Source organism: Pseudoflavonifractor phocaeensis, from assembly GCF_016901735.1.
Taxonomy (GTDB): Bacteria; Bacillota; Clostridia; order Oscillospirales; family Oscillospiraceae; genus Pseudoflavonifractor_A.
Genome location: NZ_JACLZC010000013.1, coordinates 1 through 16,328 on the forward strand (window position 1 = coordinate 1; position 16,328 = coordinate 16,328).

Genomic DNA, 16,328 nt, shown 5'->3' on the forward strand with positions numbered 1-16,328 from the left:
CCCCCACCGAGAACTCCACCGCCCCCGCCGGTGACACCGCCACCGGCTCCGGTGTGGAGGACGGCGTCCTCACCGTGGGCATGGAGTGCGCCTACGCCCCCTACAACTGGACCCAGATGGACGACTCCAACGGCGCCGTGCCCATCAAGAACGTGCCCGGCGCTTACGCCAACGGCTACGACGTGATGATCGCCCAAAAAATCTGCGACGAGAACGGCTGGGAGCTGGAAGTGGTCTCCACCGCCTGGGACTCCCTGACCCCCTCCCTCCAGAGCGGCACCATTGACGTGGCCATCGCCGGCCAGTCTATGACCGCCGACCGTATGGCCGAGGTGGATATGGCCGGTCCCTACTACTACGCCCAGATCGTCTGCCTGACCACCAAGGACAGCCCCTACGCCACCGCCACCGGCATCAACGACCTGGCCGGCGGCAAGTGTACCGCCCAGACCGGCACCATTTGGTATGACACCTGCCTGCCCCAGATCCCAGACGCCCAGATCCTCACCGCCTCCGAGACCGCGCCCGCCATGATTATGCAGCTCCAGACCGGCACCGTGGACTTTGTGTGCACCGACCTGCCCACCGCCACCGCCGCCGCCGCCAAGGACCACAGCCTGGTGGTCCTCAACTTCTCCGGCACCGACGGCGACTTCCAGTTCGCCACCGAGGAGGAGCGGGCCGAGAACGTCAACATCGGCATGTCCGTGGTCAAGGGCAACAGCGAGCTGCTGGACGCCATGAACGCCGTCCTGGCCGAGATGACCGAGGAGGACTTCAACACCATGATGGACCAGGCCATCGCCGTCCAGCCTGAGGTTTAAGCATGGACCGATTCCTTGCCCTGGGCCAGGATATGGCCCTTCTGTGGGGAAAGTATTGGCCCTCTTACCTGGGGGGCATGGGCAGCACCATCCTGCTGGCGGTGGTCGCCACCGTCATCGGCTGTGTCATCGGCCTGGCCTGCGGCATCCTCAATACCATCCCCTATACCAGCTACGACCCCGCGCCCAAGCGGTTTGTGCTCAAGCTGGTGCGCATCCTGGTGCGTATCTATGTGGAAGTGTTCCGCGGCACCCCCATGGTGCTCCAGGCCGTGTTCATCTACTACGGCCTGCCCTACTTCTCCAACAACACCATGCGCTTTGACAACATCTGGGTGGCCGCCATCCTGATCGTCTCCATCAACACCGGCGCCTATATGGCCGAGAGCGTCCGGGGCGGCATCGTCTCCATCGACCCCGGCCAGACCGAGGGCGCCAAGGCCATCGGCATGAACCACTTCCAGACCATGACCAGCGTCATCCTGCCACAGGCCTTCCGCAACATCCTGCCCCAGATCGGCAACAACTTTATCATCAACATCAAGGACACCTCGGTGATGTTCATCATCAGCTTTACCGAGTTCTTCGCCTTCCACCGGTACATCACCGGCGTGAACAACATGTATTTCCCCTCCGCCGCCATTGAGATGATCGGCTACCTCATCATGACCCTGGCCGCCTCCTTCCTGCTGCGGCTGCTGGAGAAGGTGCTGGACGGCGCGGACAACTACGAGCTGGTGCAGAGCGACCAGCTCACCATGGCCGCCGGGACGTACAGCCACCCCGACCGGGGCACGCCCTTCGACGAGCGGAGCAAGGAAGAGCGGGAGCGCATCAAACAGCAGCTGAAATTCGGACGCAACAGGGGGGACCGCTGAGATGAACGACACCATTCTGGAAATCAGGCACCTCTCCAAGTCCTTCGGCAGACATGAGGTGCTGCGGGACATCGACTTCTCCGTCCGGCCCGGCGACGTGACGAGCATCATCGGCGCCTCCGGCTCCGGCAAGTCCACCCTCCTGCGGTGCATCAACCTCCTGGAGACTCCCACCAGCGGGGAGATTCTCTTCCACGGGGAGAGCATCACCGGCGGCAAGCTCAACGCCAACACCTACCGCTCCAAGGTGGGCATGGTGTTCCAGTCCTTCAACCTCTTCAACAATATGACGGTGCTGCAAAACTGCATGGTAGGCCAGACCAAGGTGCTGAAAAAGAGCCCCCAGGAGGCCAAAGAAAACGCCATGAAGTACCTCCGTCAGGTGGGCATGGAGCCCTATATCAAGGCCAAGCCCCGGCAGATCTCCGGCGGCCAGAAGCAGCGGGTGGCCATCGCCCGGGCCCTGGCCATGGAGCCGGAGGTGCTCCTCTTCGACGAGCCCACCTCCGCCCTGGACCCGGAGATGGTGGGCGAGGTGCTTTCCGTCATGCGGGACCTGGCCCAGAACGGCATGACCATGCTGGTGGTCACCCACGAGATGGCCTTTGCCCGGGACGTGAGCAACCATGTGGTGTTCATGGCCGACGGGGTCATCTGCGAGGAGGGGGAGCCCAAAGCCCTCTTTGCCGACCCCCAGAACCAGCGTACCCGGGAATTTTTGTCCCGCTTCCGCAACCAGTGACAGGGAGGCGCCCCAGGCCGTTTCGGCCTGGGGCCCTTTTTTGTATTCAAGGGCGTGGAAATGTGGTATGATAGCGGAGACAAAGACTCAGATAAGAGATAGTTAGGACGGTGTTTCATATGGAAACAATCAGCCGCGCTCTGGGCGACTATTATCAGCTGCTGCTCAAACATAATCTGTTGGCCGACCTGCGGCCCCTGCCCGCCGACTTTGCCCGGCCGGTGTCCCTGGTGTCCTGCGACTCCCAGGTGGTGGTGCCGGGTACCCTCTTTTTGTGCAAGGGGGCGGCCTTCAAACCCGCCTATCTGGCCGACGCGGTGAAGCGGGGGGCCTTTGCCTATGTGAGCGAAAAGCCCTATCCGGAGGGGGGGAGCGCCCCCTGCATCCAGGTCACCGACATCCGGACGGCCATGGGGCTGCTGGCCGACCTGGCCTACGGCCACCCGTCGGGCAAGCTGAATATCACCGGCCTCACCGGCACCAAGGGCAAGACCACCGCCGCCTACTATATCCGGGGCATCCTGGACCGGTGGCGGCAGGAGGCGGGGGAGCATACCACCGCCCTCCTCTCCACCATCGTCACCGACGACGGCCTGGAGCGCCGTCCCGCCAAGCTGACCACCCCCGAGCCCCTGGACCTCCAGCACCACCTCTCCAACGCGGTCACCGCCGGATGCGGCTATGTGACCATGGAGATCTCCAGCCAGGCGCTGAAATACGGCCGGGTCATCGGGGTGGAGCTGGCCTGCGCGGTCTTTCTCAACATCGGGGAGGACCACATCTCCCCGGTGGAACACCCGGATTTTGAGGACTATTTCACCTCCAAACTGCGGATTTTCCGGCAGGCAAACACCGCTGTCGTCAATCTGGACTGCGACCACGCCGGGCGGGTGCTGGAGGCGGCGTCCCGCTGTCCCCAGGTGGTGACCTTTTCTCAAAAAGATGAAAACGCCCACATTTTTGCCTGGGATGTGGAAAAAGTGGGGGAACACCTCCGCTTTCAGGTGCGCACCCCCCGCTACACGGGGACCATGGAGCTGGGGATGCCGGGCCTGTTCAACGTGGAAAACGCCCTGGCGGCCATCGCGGCGGCGGAGGTGTACGGCGTGCCGGAGGAAGTGGTGCGGGATGCCCTGCGGGAGGCGGCGGTGCCCGGCCGGATGGAGCACTACGAGAGCGCCGACGGGCAGGTGTCGGTCATCGTGGACTACGCCCACAACGGTATGAGCCTGGAGGCGCTGCTCCGCTCCGCCCGGGCGGAGTACCCGGGCCGGGAGCTGACGGTGCTCTTCGGCTGCACCGGCGGCAAAGGCATTGACCGCCGGGAGGGCATGGGCAAGGCCGCCGGTCAATACGCCGACCGGGTGATCCTCACCGAGGACGACCCGGGCCCCGAGGAGGTGGCGGACATCTGCGCCCACATTCAGCGCTTTCTAGACCTCTACGGCAAGACGGGCCAGGTGATCGAGGACCGGGAGGAAGCCATCGATCGGGCCATTCTGGACTGTCAGACGCCGGCGGTGGTGGTGCTGGCCGGGAAGGGCTGCGAGACCGCTCAAAAGCGCAAGCACGGCCCGGAGCCCTCCATCCCCGACGGGCTACTGGCCCAGCAGGCCCTGCGGCGCAGGGACGAGCCATGAATCTGGACGCCCTTTTTGCAAGCATCGGCGCGGCGGGCTGGGGGGCGGCGGACTACGGGGCCCTCCTGCCCCACATGGACCAGGGGGCTCGGGAGAAGGCCGAAGCCCTCTGTCCCCATCCGGCCACGGTGCTGGTGGCGGCCTTCCCCTACTACGCCGGAGACCGGCCGGGGAACCTGTCCCTCTACGCCCGGGGGCTGGACTACCACCTGGCGCTCCTCCAACGGCTGGAGGAGGCCGCGGCCCGGCTGCGGCAGGAGGACCCGGCGGGGCGTTTCGTGCCAGGGGCGGATAACTCCCCCCTGCCCGAGCGGGAGGCCGCCTGGCGGGCCGGCCTGGGTTTACAGGGGGAAAACGGGCTGGTGATTTTGCCGCCCTACGGGTCGTGGGTCTTTTTGGGGACCATTTTGACCGACCGGACCGTTTCAAACGGGGAGCGCGCCCCGTCGTCCCCCTGCCTCCGGTGCGGCAAATGTGTGTCCGCCTGCCCCGGGGGGGCCCTCTCCCCCGGCGGCTTTCGTGTGGACCGGTGCCTTTCCCACCTGACCCAGAAAAAGGGGGAACTGCCGCCCGAAGAAGAAAAATTGGTCCGCGCCCATCCCCTCATCTGGGGGTGCGACCGGTGCCAGACCGTCTGTCCCTATAACGCCCATCCCCTTCCGTCCCCCCTGCCCGAGTTCCGGGAGGAACTGGTGGATAGCCTTACCTCCGCCGACCTGGCGGGGCTCACCAACCGGCAGTTTCGCGAACAATACGGACGGCGAGCCTTTGCCTGGCGGGGCCCCGCCCCCCTCCGGCGGAATCTGGACCTACGGGGCGAAAAAAGCGAAAAAAGCATTGACAAGCTTTTTTGAACACTTTATACTTATAGCCGTCATGTGATATGCGTCTTGTACAGAGTATCCATGCAAATATTTCTTCGACCACCTGGTTTTTCCAGGTTAAGGCCATACGGACAGCCGGGTCAACTGCCGATGGCAACTGAGATGTTGCCGTTATTGATTGAGTTAAAAGCTCAATTTTATGAGTTGGTTCTCTCAAGCACTGAACCGTGCAAAACAACTTGTAAAACGGTCAATAAAGAGTAGTAAAAGTAAGTATTTGCTATATAGACTCTGTATAAGCGGGAAATATCCTCCGGCACAGGCCCAGGCGGAGCTTTGGCGCACGCCGTGGAGGCAGCCCGGCATTGACGGTTTTACAGGTAATGCGTACCGTACGCATTACCTGTTTTTTTGTCGGAATGGATGGAGCGTCCGCCGGCTGCGGGCGCGGATGGAGGAACGGGTATCATGTCAGAAAAGCTGAGACTTTACGGGTTCAACAACCTGACCAAGGCGCTGAGCTTCAACATCTACGATGTGTGCTACGCCAAAACCCCCCGGGAACAGCGGGATTATATCGCCTATATCGACGAGCAGTACAACTCCGAGCGCCTGACCAGCATCCTCACCACCCTCACCGACATGATCGGCGCGCGGGTGCTGAACATCGCCAAGCAGGACTATGAGCCCCAGGGCGCGTCGGTGACCATCCTCATCGCCGAGGGCTCCATGATCCCGGCGGGAGAAACCCAGCTGGCCCACCTGGACAAGAGCCATGTCACCGTCCACACCTACCCGGAGTACCACCCCGAGACCAGCCTGGCCACCTTCCGGGTGGACATCGACGTGGCCACCTGTGGGGAGATCACCCCCCTCTCCACCCTGGATTACCTCATCGGCTCCTTTGACTCGGACATCATCACCATGGACTACCGGGTCCGGGGCTTTACCCGGGACGTGAACGGCAAAAAGCTCTTTATGGACCACAAGGTCACCTCCATCCAGGATTATATCTCCCCCGACATCCTGCGGCGCTACGACGCGGTGGATGTGAATATGTACGGGGTGAGCCTCTACCACACCAGGATGATGCTCAAGGAAGTGGATTTGCAGAACTACCTCTTCAAGACCGACGTCTATGAGCTGCCCCCCAAGACCCGGCTGGAGATTATGAACAACCTGCGCCGCGAGATGATCGAGATCTTCAGCGGCCGCAATATTTACTGAAAAAAGGAGGCGGGGCCATGAACCCCCTGGACCAGACCAGAGCCCCGATCTATGAGGCGTTGGAACAATTCCGCAAAATGCGGGTGGTGCCCTTCGACGTGCCCGGCCATAAGCGGGGCCGGGGCAACCCGGAGCTGACCAAGCTGCTGGGCGAGACCTGCGTGGGGATGGACGTGAACTCCATGAAGCCGCTGGACAACCTGTGCCACCCGGTGTCGGTCATCCGGGAGGCTGAGGAGCTGGCCGCCGGCGCCTTCGGCGCCGCTCACGCCTTTTTGATGGTAGGCGGCACCACCTCCGCCGTGCAGAGCATGGTCCTCTCGGTGGTCAAGCGGGGGGAGAAGATCATCCTCCCCCGCAACGTCCACCGGAGCGTCATGGGGGCGCTGGTGCTGTGCGGCGCGGTGCCGGTGTACGTCAACCCCGAGTGCGACGAGCGGCTGGGCATCCCCCTGGGCATGAAGGTGTCCGAGGTGGAGCGGGCCATCCGGGCAAACCCCGACGCCAAGGCCGTGCTGGTCAACAACCCCACCTATTACGGTATCTGCTCCGACCTGAAATCCATTGTGGACCTGGCCCACAAAAACGGCATGGTCTGCCTGGCCGACGAGGCCCACGGCACCCACTTCTATTTCCATGAAAACCTGCCCGTCTCCGCCATGGCGGCGGGGGCCGACCTGGCCGCCGTGTCCATGCACAAGTCGGGGGGCAGCCTCACCCAGAGCAGCCTCCTGCTGGCCGGCCCCAACATCTCCGGCGGCCATGTGCGCCAGATCATTAACCTGACCCAGACCACCAGCGGCTCCTACCTCCTGCTGAGCAGCCTGGACATCGCCCGGCGCAACCTGGCCCTCCGGGGGCGGGAGGAATTCCAGCGGGTCATCCAGATGGCCCAGTACGCCCGCCAGGAAATCAACGACATCGGCGGCTATTACGCCTTCTCCAAGGAGCTGGTCAACGGGGACAGCGTGTACGACTTCGACGTGACCAAGCTGTCGGTGAACACCCTGGACATCGGCCTGGCCGGCATCGAGGTCTACGACCTGCTGCGGGACGAGTACGACATCCAGATCGAGTTCGGCGACCTGGGCAATATTCTGGCCTACCTCTCCATCGGCGACCGGCCCCGGGAGATCGAGCGGCTGGTGGGGGCGCTGAGCGAGGTGCGCCGCCGGTTCGGCAAGAAGGGCGCCGCCCTCATGAAGCAGGAGTACATCGAGCCCCAGGTGGCCGCCTCCCCCCAGCGGGCTTTCTACGCCCCCCACCGCTCCCTCCCCCTGGAGGAGACCGAGGGGATGGTGTGCAGCGAGTTCGTCATGTGCTACCCGCCGGGCATCCCCATCCTCACCCCCGGCGAGCGGGTCACCCGCGAGATCATCGACTATATCCAGTACGCCAAGGCCAAGGGCTGCTCCATGACCGGGCCGGAGGACCCGGACATCACCCGCCTCAACGTGCTGCAAGCCTGGAAGGAGGAACCCCATGGAATTCTGGTTTAGCGAGGAGCAGACCCCCAACGTCCGCTTTTCCATCCGGGTGGACCGGCAGCTGTACAGCGGCAAGAGCGAGTTCCAGCGCATCGACGTGTTTGAGTCCCCCGAGTTCGGCCGCTTCCTCACCCTGGACGGCTATATGATGCTCACCGAAAAGGACGAGTTCATCTACCACGAGATGATCGTCCATGTGCCCATGGCGGTCCATCCCCGGGTGCGGGACGTGCTGGTCATCGGCGCGGGAGACGGCGGCGTCATCCGGGAGCTGGTGCGCTATCCCGAGATTGAGCACATCGACATGGTGGAGATCGACCCCCTGGTGGTGGAGGTGTGCAAAAAGTACCTGCCCAAAACCGCCTGCTGCCTGGACGACCCCCGGCTCTCCATCCACTATGCGGACGGCCTCAAGTTTGTCCGCTCCCCCCAGGAGCGCTACGACCTCATTATCGTGGACTCCACCGACCCCTTCGGGCCGGGGGAGGGACTTTTTACCCGGGAGTTTTACGGCAACTGCTACAAGGCCCTCCGGGCGGACGGGATCATGGTCAACCAGCATGAGAGCCCCTTCTACGCCGAGGACGCCGTGGCCTGCCAGCGGGCCCACAAGCGCATTGTGGAGTCTTTCCCCATCAGCAAGGTGTATCAGGCCCATATCCCCACCTACCCCTCGGGACACTGGCTCTTCGGCTTTGCAAGTAAGAAATACCATCCCCTCCGGGACCTGGACGACACCCGCTGGAACCTGCGGGGCCTGCACTGCAAATACTACACGACGACCCTGCACAAGGGCGCGTTCTATATTCCCGCCTATGTGGAGGAGCTGTTGAAAGATGTGGAGTAAAAACGTAGAGACCTTTTTGGAATGCGACAAAAACCCCCATTACGCCACCACCCTGCTCTTCGGAGCCCCCTTTGATTCCACCACCTCCTACCGGCCCGGCACCCGCTTCGGTCCCGCCGCCATCCGCCGGGAGTCCTACGGGCTGGAGAGCTACAGCCCCTACCTGAACGAGGACTTGGAGGACGGCTCCGTGCTGGACCTGGGAGACCTGGAGCTGTGTTTGGGGGACACCCGCAAGGCGTTGGAGCAGATCGAGGACCGCACCCGGGAGATCTTGCAGGCCGCCAAGCGCCCCTTCCTGCTGGGGGGCGAACATCTGGTGACGTTGGGGGCCTTCCGGGCGGTGGCCGAGCGCTACCCCAACGTACACATCATCCACTTCGATGCCCACGCCGACCTGCGGGAGGAGTATCTGGGCGCCGAGCTGTCCCACGCCTGCGTGCTCCGCCGGTGCTGGGAGCTGGTGGGGGACGGCCGCATCTATCAGTTCGGCATCCGCTCCGGCACCCGGGAGGAGTTTACCTGGGGCGCGTCCCATGTGGAGACCCGCCTTTTTGACTTCGACGGCCTGGAGGAGACCCTGGACCGTTTGAAGGGAAAGCCGGTCTACTTCACGGTAGACCTGGACGTGATGGACCCCTCGGTCTTTCCCGGCACCGGCACCCCTGAGCCGGGCGGCGTCACCTTCGACGCCCTGCGCCAGGCGGTGACGATGGTTTGCAGCCGCGCCCGGGTGGTGGGCTGCGACGTGAACGAGCTCTCCCCGCCCTACGACCAGAGCGGCGCTTCCACCATGGCGGCCTGCAAGATCGTCCGGGAGATGCTGCTTGCCCTGCAATCCATGCGCCCCCACGGCAAGGGGGATGACGACAATACTGGAGGTATGTAAACCATGAGCAAGGTACTCATCATCGGCTGCGGCGGCGTGGCCGGCGTGGCCATCCACAAGTGCTGCCAGAACAGCGACGTTTTCACCGAGATCTGCATCGCCAGCCGCACCAAGTCCAAGTGCGACGCCCTCAAGGCCGAGCTGGAGGGCAAGACCAAGACCGTCATCACCACCGAGCAGGTGGACGCCGACGACGTCAACCAGGTCATCGCCCTCATCAAGAAGGTGCAGCCCGACCTGGTCATGAACATCGCCCTCCCCTACCAGGACCTGACCATCATGGACGCGTGCCTTGCCTGCGGCGTCAACTACCTGGACACCGCCAACTATGAGCCGGAGGACATCGACGACCCCGAATGGCGGGCCGTCTATGAAAAGCGCTGCAAGGAAGAGGGCTTTTCCGCCTACTTTGACTACTCCTGGCAGTGGGCCTACAAAGAGAAGTTTGAAAAGGCCGGCCTCACCGCCCTGCTGGGCACCGGCTTTGACCCGGGCGTGACCCAGGCATACTGCGCCTACGCCCAGAAGCATCTCTTCGACCAGATCCGCACCATTGACATCCTGGACTGCAACGGCGGCGACCACGGCTACCCCTTCGCCACCAACTTCAACCCCGAGATCAACCTCCGGGAGGTGTCCGCCCCCGGCTCCTACTGGGAGAACGGCCGCTGGGTGGAGATCCCCGCCATGAGCATCAAGCGGGAATATGACTTCGACCAGGTGGGTCACAAGGATATGTACCTCCTCCACCACGAGGAAATCGAGTCCCTGGCCAAGAACATCCCCGGCGTGGAGCGCATCCGCTTCTTCATGACCTTCGGCCAGAGCTATCTCACCCACATGAAGTGCCTGGAGAACGTGGGGATGCTGTCCACCACTCCCATCGAGTTTGAGGGCCACCAGATTGTGCCCATCCAGTTCCTGAAGGCCCTGCTGCCCGACCCGGCCTCCCTGGGCCCCCGCACCGTGGGCAAGACCAACATCGGCTGCATCTTCACCGGCGTCAAGGACGGCAAGGAAAAAACCGCCTACATCTACAACGTCTGCGACCATCAGGAGTGCTACAAGGAGGTGGGCTCCCAGGCCATCAGCTACACCACCGGCGTGCCCGCCATGATCGGCGCCATGATGCTCCTCACCGGCAAGTGGAACAAGCCCGGCGTGTTCACCGTGGAGGAGTTCGATCCCGATCCCTACATGGAGGCCCTGAACCAGTGGGGCCTGCCCTGGCAGATCAGCGACAGCCCGGTGCTGGTGGACTGAAATGGCGGAGCTCCGTACCCCCTACTTCCGGGTGGAGGAGGCAAAGCTCCTTCATAACCTGGAAATTTTGAAAAAGGTGCAGGAGGAGGCGGGCTGCAAGATCTTATTGGCCCAAAAAGCCTTCTCCATGTTCGCCTGCTATCCCCTCCTGCGGCGGTATCTGGCCGGAAGCGCCGCCAGCGGACTCTATGAGGCCCGGCTGGGCAAGGAGCACTTCGGCGGGGAGACCCACGTCTTTTCCCCCGCCTACCGGGCCGACGAGTTTGAGGAGCTGCTGGCCTACGCCGACCACTTCGTCTTTAACTCCCCCGCCCAGCTGGACAAGTACGCCGCCAAGGCAAAGGCCACCGGCAAGCAGGTGGGCCTGCGGCTCAACCCCCAGTGCTCCACCCAGGAGGGCCACGCCATCTATGACCCCTGCGCCCCCGGCTCCCGGCTGGGCACCACCCTGGAAAACTTCCGCCCCGACCAGCTGCCCCTGCTGGACGGCCTCCACTTCCACACCCTCTGCGAGCAGGACGCCGACGACCTGGAGACCACCGTGGAAGCCCTGGAAGCCCAGTTCGGCCCCTATCTCAAGGAGATGAAGTGGCTCAATCTGGGGGGCGGACACCACATCACCCGCCCCGGCTATCAGACCGGCAGGCTCATCGCCCTGGTGCGCCGCCTCAAGGAGACCTACGGCGTGGAGGTCTACCTGGAGCCCGGCGAGGCGGTGGTCTTAAACGCCGGCGTGCTGGTGACCTCGGTGCTGGAGACCATCCATAACGGCATGGACATCGCCATTTTGGACACCTCCGCCGCCTGCCATATGCCCGACGTGCTGGAGATGCCCTACCGTCCGCCTCTGCGCGGCAGCGGCCAGCCCGGCGAAAAGGAGTATACTTACCGCCTGGGCGGTCCCACCTGTCTGGCGGGGGATGTCATCGGGGACTACTCCTTCGATACCCCCCTCCGAGAGGGCGACCGGCTGATTTTTGAGGATATGGCCCTCTATACCATGGTCAAGACCAACACCTTTAACGGGATGCCCCTCCCCGCCATCGTCTGGCGGGACCGGGACGGCAGCGATACCGTGGTCCGTTCCTTCGGCTACAAGGACTTCAAAACCAGACTTTCCTAAAAAAAGAAGAGATAAGAGATACGGGAAGCTTTCCCTATCTCTTATCTCTTATCTTTTATCTCTTATCGCCCCTGGGGCATGTATTCCCGGGGCATGTGGCCGAATTCCCGCTTAAAGGCTTTGAGGAAGTTGGAGTAGTCGCTGAACCCGCAGCGCATACAGGCCTCCATCACCGGCGTGCCGGAGCGGAGCATATTGCGGGCGATGGTGAGGCGTTTTTTCATGATGTATTGATAGAGGGTCAAACCGGCATACTGTTTGAACTTGTTGCTCAGATAGAACTTGCTCAGGTGGAATTGCTGGGCCAGGCCGTCCAGGGACAGCTCGTCGGAGAGGTGGTCCTCGATGTAGAGCAGGATCTGGTTGATTTTCGGGTTTTCGGTCACGTCCAGGCGGATCTCGTCGGGGGTCTCGAAGTAGGCCCGGTTGAGATAGACCAGAAACTCCACCAAACAGGCGTACATGAGCACATGGCTGCCGAACAGCCCTTCCTCCTGGATCTGGGTCATGTAGGCGCACAGCCGCCGGAGATGGGTGAGGCTGTCCCCGCCGGGCCGGATGAGCTTGTATTTTTTCCGGGCCGCGTCGGTAAAGCAGGCGCTGAGATCGTCCCCGAAATCCTGCACGCTCTGGAAAAAATCCCCGTCCAGCCAGAGCACATAGCGCTCGTAGGGCTTGCCCGGCCGGACCTCCGGGCGGTGGATGTCCCGGTTGTTGGTCAGCAGGATATCCCCCGGCCGGAGCTGGTAGGTACGGCCCTCCACCACGTAGTCCACGTTGCCCGAGAGGAAGAAAAAGACCTCGTAAAACTCGTGCTCGTGGAAGGCCACCTCCGGCGGCTCCAGGTCCACATAGTGGTGAAATTCAAAGAAGCGGGTGTTCATGGTCTGGCGCTGGGTGAACACATCTATGTGCGATTTCACTAAAAAACACCTCGCAATTTTTATAGATGTTTCATTATACAGCAATTTTCACCAGGTTTCAAGCAGGATATACCGTGCAAAATAGCAGAACCGATGGTATAATAAAAACCAACAAAGGCACAGGGAACACAATTACATCAGGCAGAAGGAGGACAAGCGCTATGAAAACCTTTATCACCGAGGATTTTCTCCTCAACACCGAGGCGGCCCGCCGCCTCTACCACGAGCACGCCGAGAAGATGCCCATCTTCGACTACCACTGCCACCTGAATCCCAAGGAGATCTATGATGACATCCGCATGGATGACATCGCCTACGCCTGGCTGGGCGGGGACCACTACAAGTGGCGCGTCATGCGGGCCTGCGGCATCCCCGAGGAGAAGATCACCGGCTCCGCCCCCGGCCGGGAGAAGTTCAACGCCTTCGCCCAGGTCATGCCCCAGCTCATCGGCAACCCCATCTACCACTGGTCCCACCTGGAGCTGAAGAACTTCTTCGGCGTGGACGACCTGCTGGACCCCACCACCGCCGACGCCATCTGGGATAAGGCCAACGCCGTCCTCCAGAGCCCCGCCGGCTCCTCCCGCGCCCTCATCCGGGCCAGCAACGTCAAGGCCCTCTGCACCACCGACGACCCCGCCGACGACCTCCAGTGGCATAAGGCCCTGGCCGCTCAGCGGGACGTGTTCCCCGTCCAGGTCCTGCCCACCTTCCGGCCGGACAAGGCCCTCCACGTGGAGAACGCCGAGTTTGCCGGCTACCTCCAGAAGCTGGGCCAGGTGTGCGGCATGACCATCGCCACCCTGGACGACGTGAAGAACGCCCTCTCCCAGCGCCTGGACTACTTCACCGCCGTGGGCTGCCGCCTGGCCGACCAGTCCTTCGGCTCCCCCGACTTCACCCAGTGGGACGAGGCCGCCGCTCAGTCCGCCCTCACCAAGGCCATGGCCGGCGAGGCCCTCTCCGGCCATGAGATCGCCGCCTATCAGGCCTACGTCATGGACTTCCTGGGCGGCGAGTACGCCCGCCGGGGTTACGTCATGCAGCTCCACCTGGGCGCCGTCCGCAACCTGAACACCCGCCGCTTCCAGGCCCTGGGCGCCGACGTGGGCTGCGACTCCATCGGCGACGGTATCCCCGCCGACTCCCTGGCCGCCCTGCTGGACCGCATGGCCGTCCGCGACGCCCTCCCCAAGACCATTCTCTACACCCTCAACGCCTCCGACAGCGACAAGCTGGTGGCCGCCGCCGGCTGCTTCCAGGACGCCTCCACCGCCGGCAAGGTCCAGTTCGGCTCCGCCTGGTGGTTCAACGACCACTTTGACGGCATGGTGGGTCAGATCCACTCCCTGGCCAACATCGGCGTCCTCAGCCGCTTCGTGGGTATGCTCACCGACTCCCGCTCCTTCCTCTCCTACCCCCGCCACGAGTACTTCCGCCGCATCCTCTGCCGGGTCATCGGCGGCTGGGTGGCTGACGGCATGGCCCCCGCCGATTACGCCCTGCTGGGTAAGATGGTGGAGGACATCTGCTACAACAACGTGGCCCGTTATATCGGCATCGAGGGTTAAACCCCCTTTCTATCACCTGAATCCATCAAAAAAAGGAGACTGAACCATGAAACTTTCCTTCCGCTGGTACGGCGAGTCCGACCCCATTTCCCTGGCCTATATCTCCCAGATCCCCGGGATGCGCTCCATCGTGTCCGCGGTCTACGACGTGAAGCCCGGAGAGGTCTGGCCCGAGGAGAGCCTGGCCAAGATGAAACAGCAGTGTGAGGACAACGGCCTGATCTTCGACGTGGTGGAGTCCATCCCCGTCCACGAGGACATCAAGCTGGGCCGCAACAACGTGGAAGAGCTGCTGGACGTGTACTGCGAGAACATCCGCCGCTGTGCCAAGTACGGCGTCAAGTGCGTGACCTACAACTTCATGCCCGTCTTTGACTGGACCCGCACCCAGCTGGACAAGGTGGCCGCCGACGGCTCCACCAGCCTGGTCATGTACTGGGATCAGATGAAGGGCCTGGACCCCCTGAAGGACGACATCCACCTGCCCGGCTGGGACTCCAGCTACACCCAGGACGAGGTCCGCGAGCTCATCGCCGCCTACGGCGAACTGGGCGAGGAGGGCCTGTGGGCCAACCTGGAGCGCTTCCTCAAGAAGGTCATCCCCGTGGCCGAGGAGTGCGGCGTGGTCATGGCCATCCATCCCGACGATCCCCCGTACCCCATCTTCGGCCTGCCCCGCATCATCACCAATGAGGCCCATCTGGACCGCTTCCTCAAGCTCTACGACAGCCCCGCCAACTCCCTGTGCCTGTGCACCGGCTCTCTGGGCTGCGCCAAGTTCAACGACATCCCCGCCATGGTCCGCAAGTACTCCGCTATGGGCCGCATCGGCTTTATGCACATCCGCAACGTGAAGATCATGGAGGACGGCTCCTTCGAGGAGCGGGCCCACCTGACCTCCTGCGGCTCCCTGGATATGTACGAGATCGTCCGCGCTCTGGTGGAGACCGGCTTCGACGGCTACGTCCGCCCCGACCACGGCCGCATGATCTGGGACGAGATCGGCTCCAACGCCAAGCCCGGCTACGGCCTCTACGACCGCGCCCTGGGCGCCACCTACCTCAACGGCCTCTTTGAAGCCTGCGAGAAGGCCAACAAGGCCCGCTGATGTTTGTTTGATTCGCAACTTTATGAAGAAAGGGTGTATTTCTTATGGAAAAGAACGTCATCAATACCGACCTGACCGGTAAGGTCGCCGTGGTCACCGGCGCCGGCGGCGTGCTGTGCTCCGCCTTCGCCAAGGTGCTGGCCCGTGCCGGCGCCAAGGTGGCTCTGCTGGACCTGAACGAGGAGGCCGCTCAGGGCTTCGCCGACCAGATTGTGGCCGAGGGCGGCGTGGCCAAGGCCTATAAGTGCAACGTGCTGGACAAGGACAACTGCTACGCCGTGGCCGACGCCGTGGAGGCCGACCTGGGCAAGTGCGACATCCTCATCAACGGCGCCGGCGGCAACAACCCCCGCGCCACCACCGACAAGGAGTACTTCGAGGTGGGTGACATCGACGGCGACACCAAGAGCTTCTTCGACCTGGAGACCAAGGGCGTGGAGTTCGTCTTTAACCTGAACTTCATCGGCACCCTGCTCCCCACCCAGGCCTTTGCCCGTCAGATGGTGGGCCGTGAGGGCTGCAACATCCTGAACATCTCCTCCATGAACGCCTACACCCCCCTGACCAAGATCCCCGCCTACTCCGGGGCCAAGGCCGCCATCTCCAACTTCACCCAGTGGCTGGCCGTCCACTTCTCCAAGGTGGGCATCCGCGTCAACGCCATCGCCCCCGGCTTCTTCTCCACCAAGCAGAACGCCAAGCTCCTCTACAACGAGGACGGCACCCCCACCGCCCGGACCGGCAAGATCCTGGCCGCCACTCCCATGGGCCGCTTCGGCGACACCGAGAAGGAGCTGGCCGGCGCTGTGCTCTTCCTGCTCAACAATGAGGCTGCCAGCTTCATCACCGGCGTGTGCATTCCCATCGACGGCGGCTTCTCCGCCTACTCCGGCGTGTAATTTCGGGCTTCTCGCCTTCGGGCGATAAGCATATAAACCTCCTTGTTCCCCTTCACACAAGAAAAAGCGCGCTGCGGACGGCA

Annotated in this window: 15 protein-coding genes; 14 read left to right on the forward strand and 1 reads right to left on the reverse strand. The window is 62.9% G+C overall.

From position 1 onward, the window contains the following. From H7U37_RS04510 to nspC, 11 genes are all read left to right on the forward strand, one after another. On the forward strand, positions 1 to 824 hold an 824-nt coding region (locus tag H7U37_RS04510), incomplete at its 5' end, for a transporter substrate-binding domain-containing protein (RefSeq protein ID WP_204873960.1). A 2-nt stretch (positions 825 to 826) separates the two neighbouring features. Next, a complete protein-coding gene (locus H7U37_RS04515; RefSeq protein WP_204873961.1) occupies positions 827 to 1,702 on the forward strand; it encodes an amino acid ABC transporter permease in 876 nt (291 codons plus the stop codon). Position 1,703: 1 nt separating this feature from the next. Continuing rightward, positions 1,704 to 2,444, forward strand: coding sequence for an amino acid ABC transporter ATP-binding protein (locus tag H7U37_RS04520; RefSeq protein WP_207751943.1), 741 nt, complete (start codon positions 1,704 to 1,706; stop codon positions 2,442 to 2,444). Positions 2,445 to 2,563: 119 nt separating this feature from the next. Then, positions 2,564 to 4,084, forward strand: coding sequence for a Mur ligase family protein (locus H7U37_RS04525; protein WP_204873962.1), 1,521 nt, complete (start codon positions 2,564 to 2,566; stop codon positions 4,082 to 4,084). Then, positions 4,081 to 4,938 (forward strand): epoxyqueuosine reductase, encoded by an 858-nt coding sequence (locus H7U37_RS04530; protein ID WP_204873963.1) that lies wholly within the window; start codon positions 4,081 to 4,083, stop codon positions 4,936 to 4,938. The genes H7U37_RS04525 and H7U37_RS04530 overlap by 4 nt, the downstream gene beginning before the upstream one ends. A gap of 438 nt (positions 4,939 to 5,376) precedes the next feature. Next, entirely contained in the window at positions 5,377 to 6,135 is a 759-nt protein-coding gene (gene speD, locus H7U37_RS04535; protein ID WP_204873964.1) for an adenosylmethionine decarboxylase, read from the forward strand. 17 nt (positions 6,136 to 6,152) lie between these two features. Next, a complete protein-coding gene (locus H7U37_RS04540) occupies positions 6,153 to 7,634 on the forward strand; it encodes an aminotransferase class I/II-fold pyridoxal phosphate-dependent enzyme (protein WP_204873965.1) in 1,482 nt (493 codons plus the stop codon). Beyond that, entirely contained in the window at positions 7,618 to 8,469 is an 852-nt protein-coding gene (speE, locus tag H7U37_RS04545; protein WP_204873966.1) for a polyamine aminopropyltransferase, read from the forward strand. Before H7U37_RS04540 ends, speE begins: the two co-directional genes overlap by 17 nt. Further along, positions 8,459 to 9,358 carry an agmatinase gene (gene speB / locus H7U37_RS04550; RefSeq protein WP_204873967.1) on the forward strand — a complete coding sequence of 300 codons (900 nt, stop codon included), beginning with the start codon at positions 8,459 to 8,461 and terminating at the stop codon, positions 9,356 to 9,358. Before speE ends, speB begins: the two co-directional genes overlap by 11 nt. A 3-nt stretch (positions 9,359 to 9,361) precedes the next feature. Next, positions 9,362 to 10,621: a saccharopine dehydrogenase family protein gene (locus H7U37_RS04555; RefSeq protein ID WP_204873969.1), complete on the forward strand. Its 1,260-nt coding sequence runs from the start codon at positions 9,362 to 9,364 to the stop codon at positions 10,619 to 10,621. A 1-nt stretch (position 10,622) separates the two neighbouring features. Further along, positions 10,623 to 11,744 (forward strand): carboxynorspermidine decarboxylase, encoded by a 1,122-nt coding sequence (gene nspC / locus H7U37_RS04560; RefSeq protein WP_204873971.1) that lies wholly within the window; start codon positions 10,623 to 10,625, stop codon positions 11,742 to 11,744. Positions 11,745 to 11,806: 62 nt separating this feature from the next. On the opposite strand, the gene H7U37_RS04565 is transcribed toward nspC, so the two are convergent. After that, positions 11,807 to 12,667, reverse strand: coding sequence for a helix-turn-helix transcriptional regulator (locus tag H7U37_RS04565; RefSeq protein ID WP_338049776.1), 861 nt, complete (start codon positions 12,665 to 12,667; stop codon positions 11,807 to 11,809). 161 nt (positions 12,668 to 12,828) lie between these two features. Here H7U37_RS04565 and uxaC point away from each other — a divergent pair, with 161 nt between their 5' ends. From uxaC to H7U37_RS04580, 3 genes are read left to right on the forward strand one after another with little or no spacing between them, the layout of a single operon-like run. Further along, the gene (uxaC, locus tag H7U37_RS04570) at positions 12,829 to 14,238 is read left to right on the forward strand and encodes a glucuronate isomerase (protein WP_204873973.1); all 1,410 of its coding nucleotides are present in this window, start codon (positions 12,829 to 12,831) and stop codon (positions 14,236 to 14,238) included. A 46-nt stretch (positions 14,239 to 14,284) separates the two neighbouring features. Beyond that, positions 14,285 to 15,346, forward strand: coding sequence for a mannonate dehydratase (gene uxuA / locus H7U37_RS04575; RefSeq protein ID WP_204873975.1), 1,062 nt, complete (start codon positions 14,285 to 14,287; stop codon positions 15,344 to 15,346). Positions 15,347 to 15,390: 44 nt separating this feature from the next. Next, on the forward strand, positions 15,391 to 16,245 hold the full coding sequence (locus H7U37_RS04580) for an SDR family oxidoreductase (RefSeq protein ID WP_204873977.1): 855 nt from the start codon (positions 15,391 to 15,393) through the stop codon (positions 16,243 to 16,245). Positions 16,246 to 16,328 lie beyond the last annotated feature (83 nt).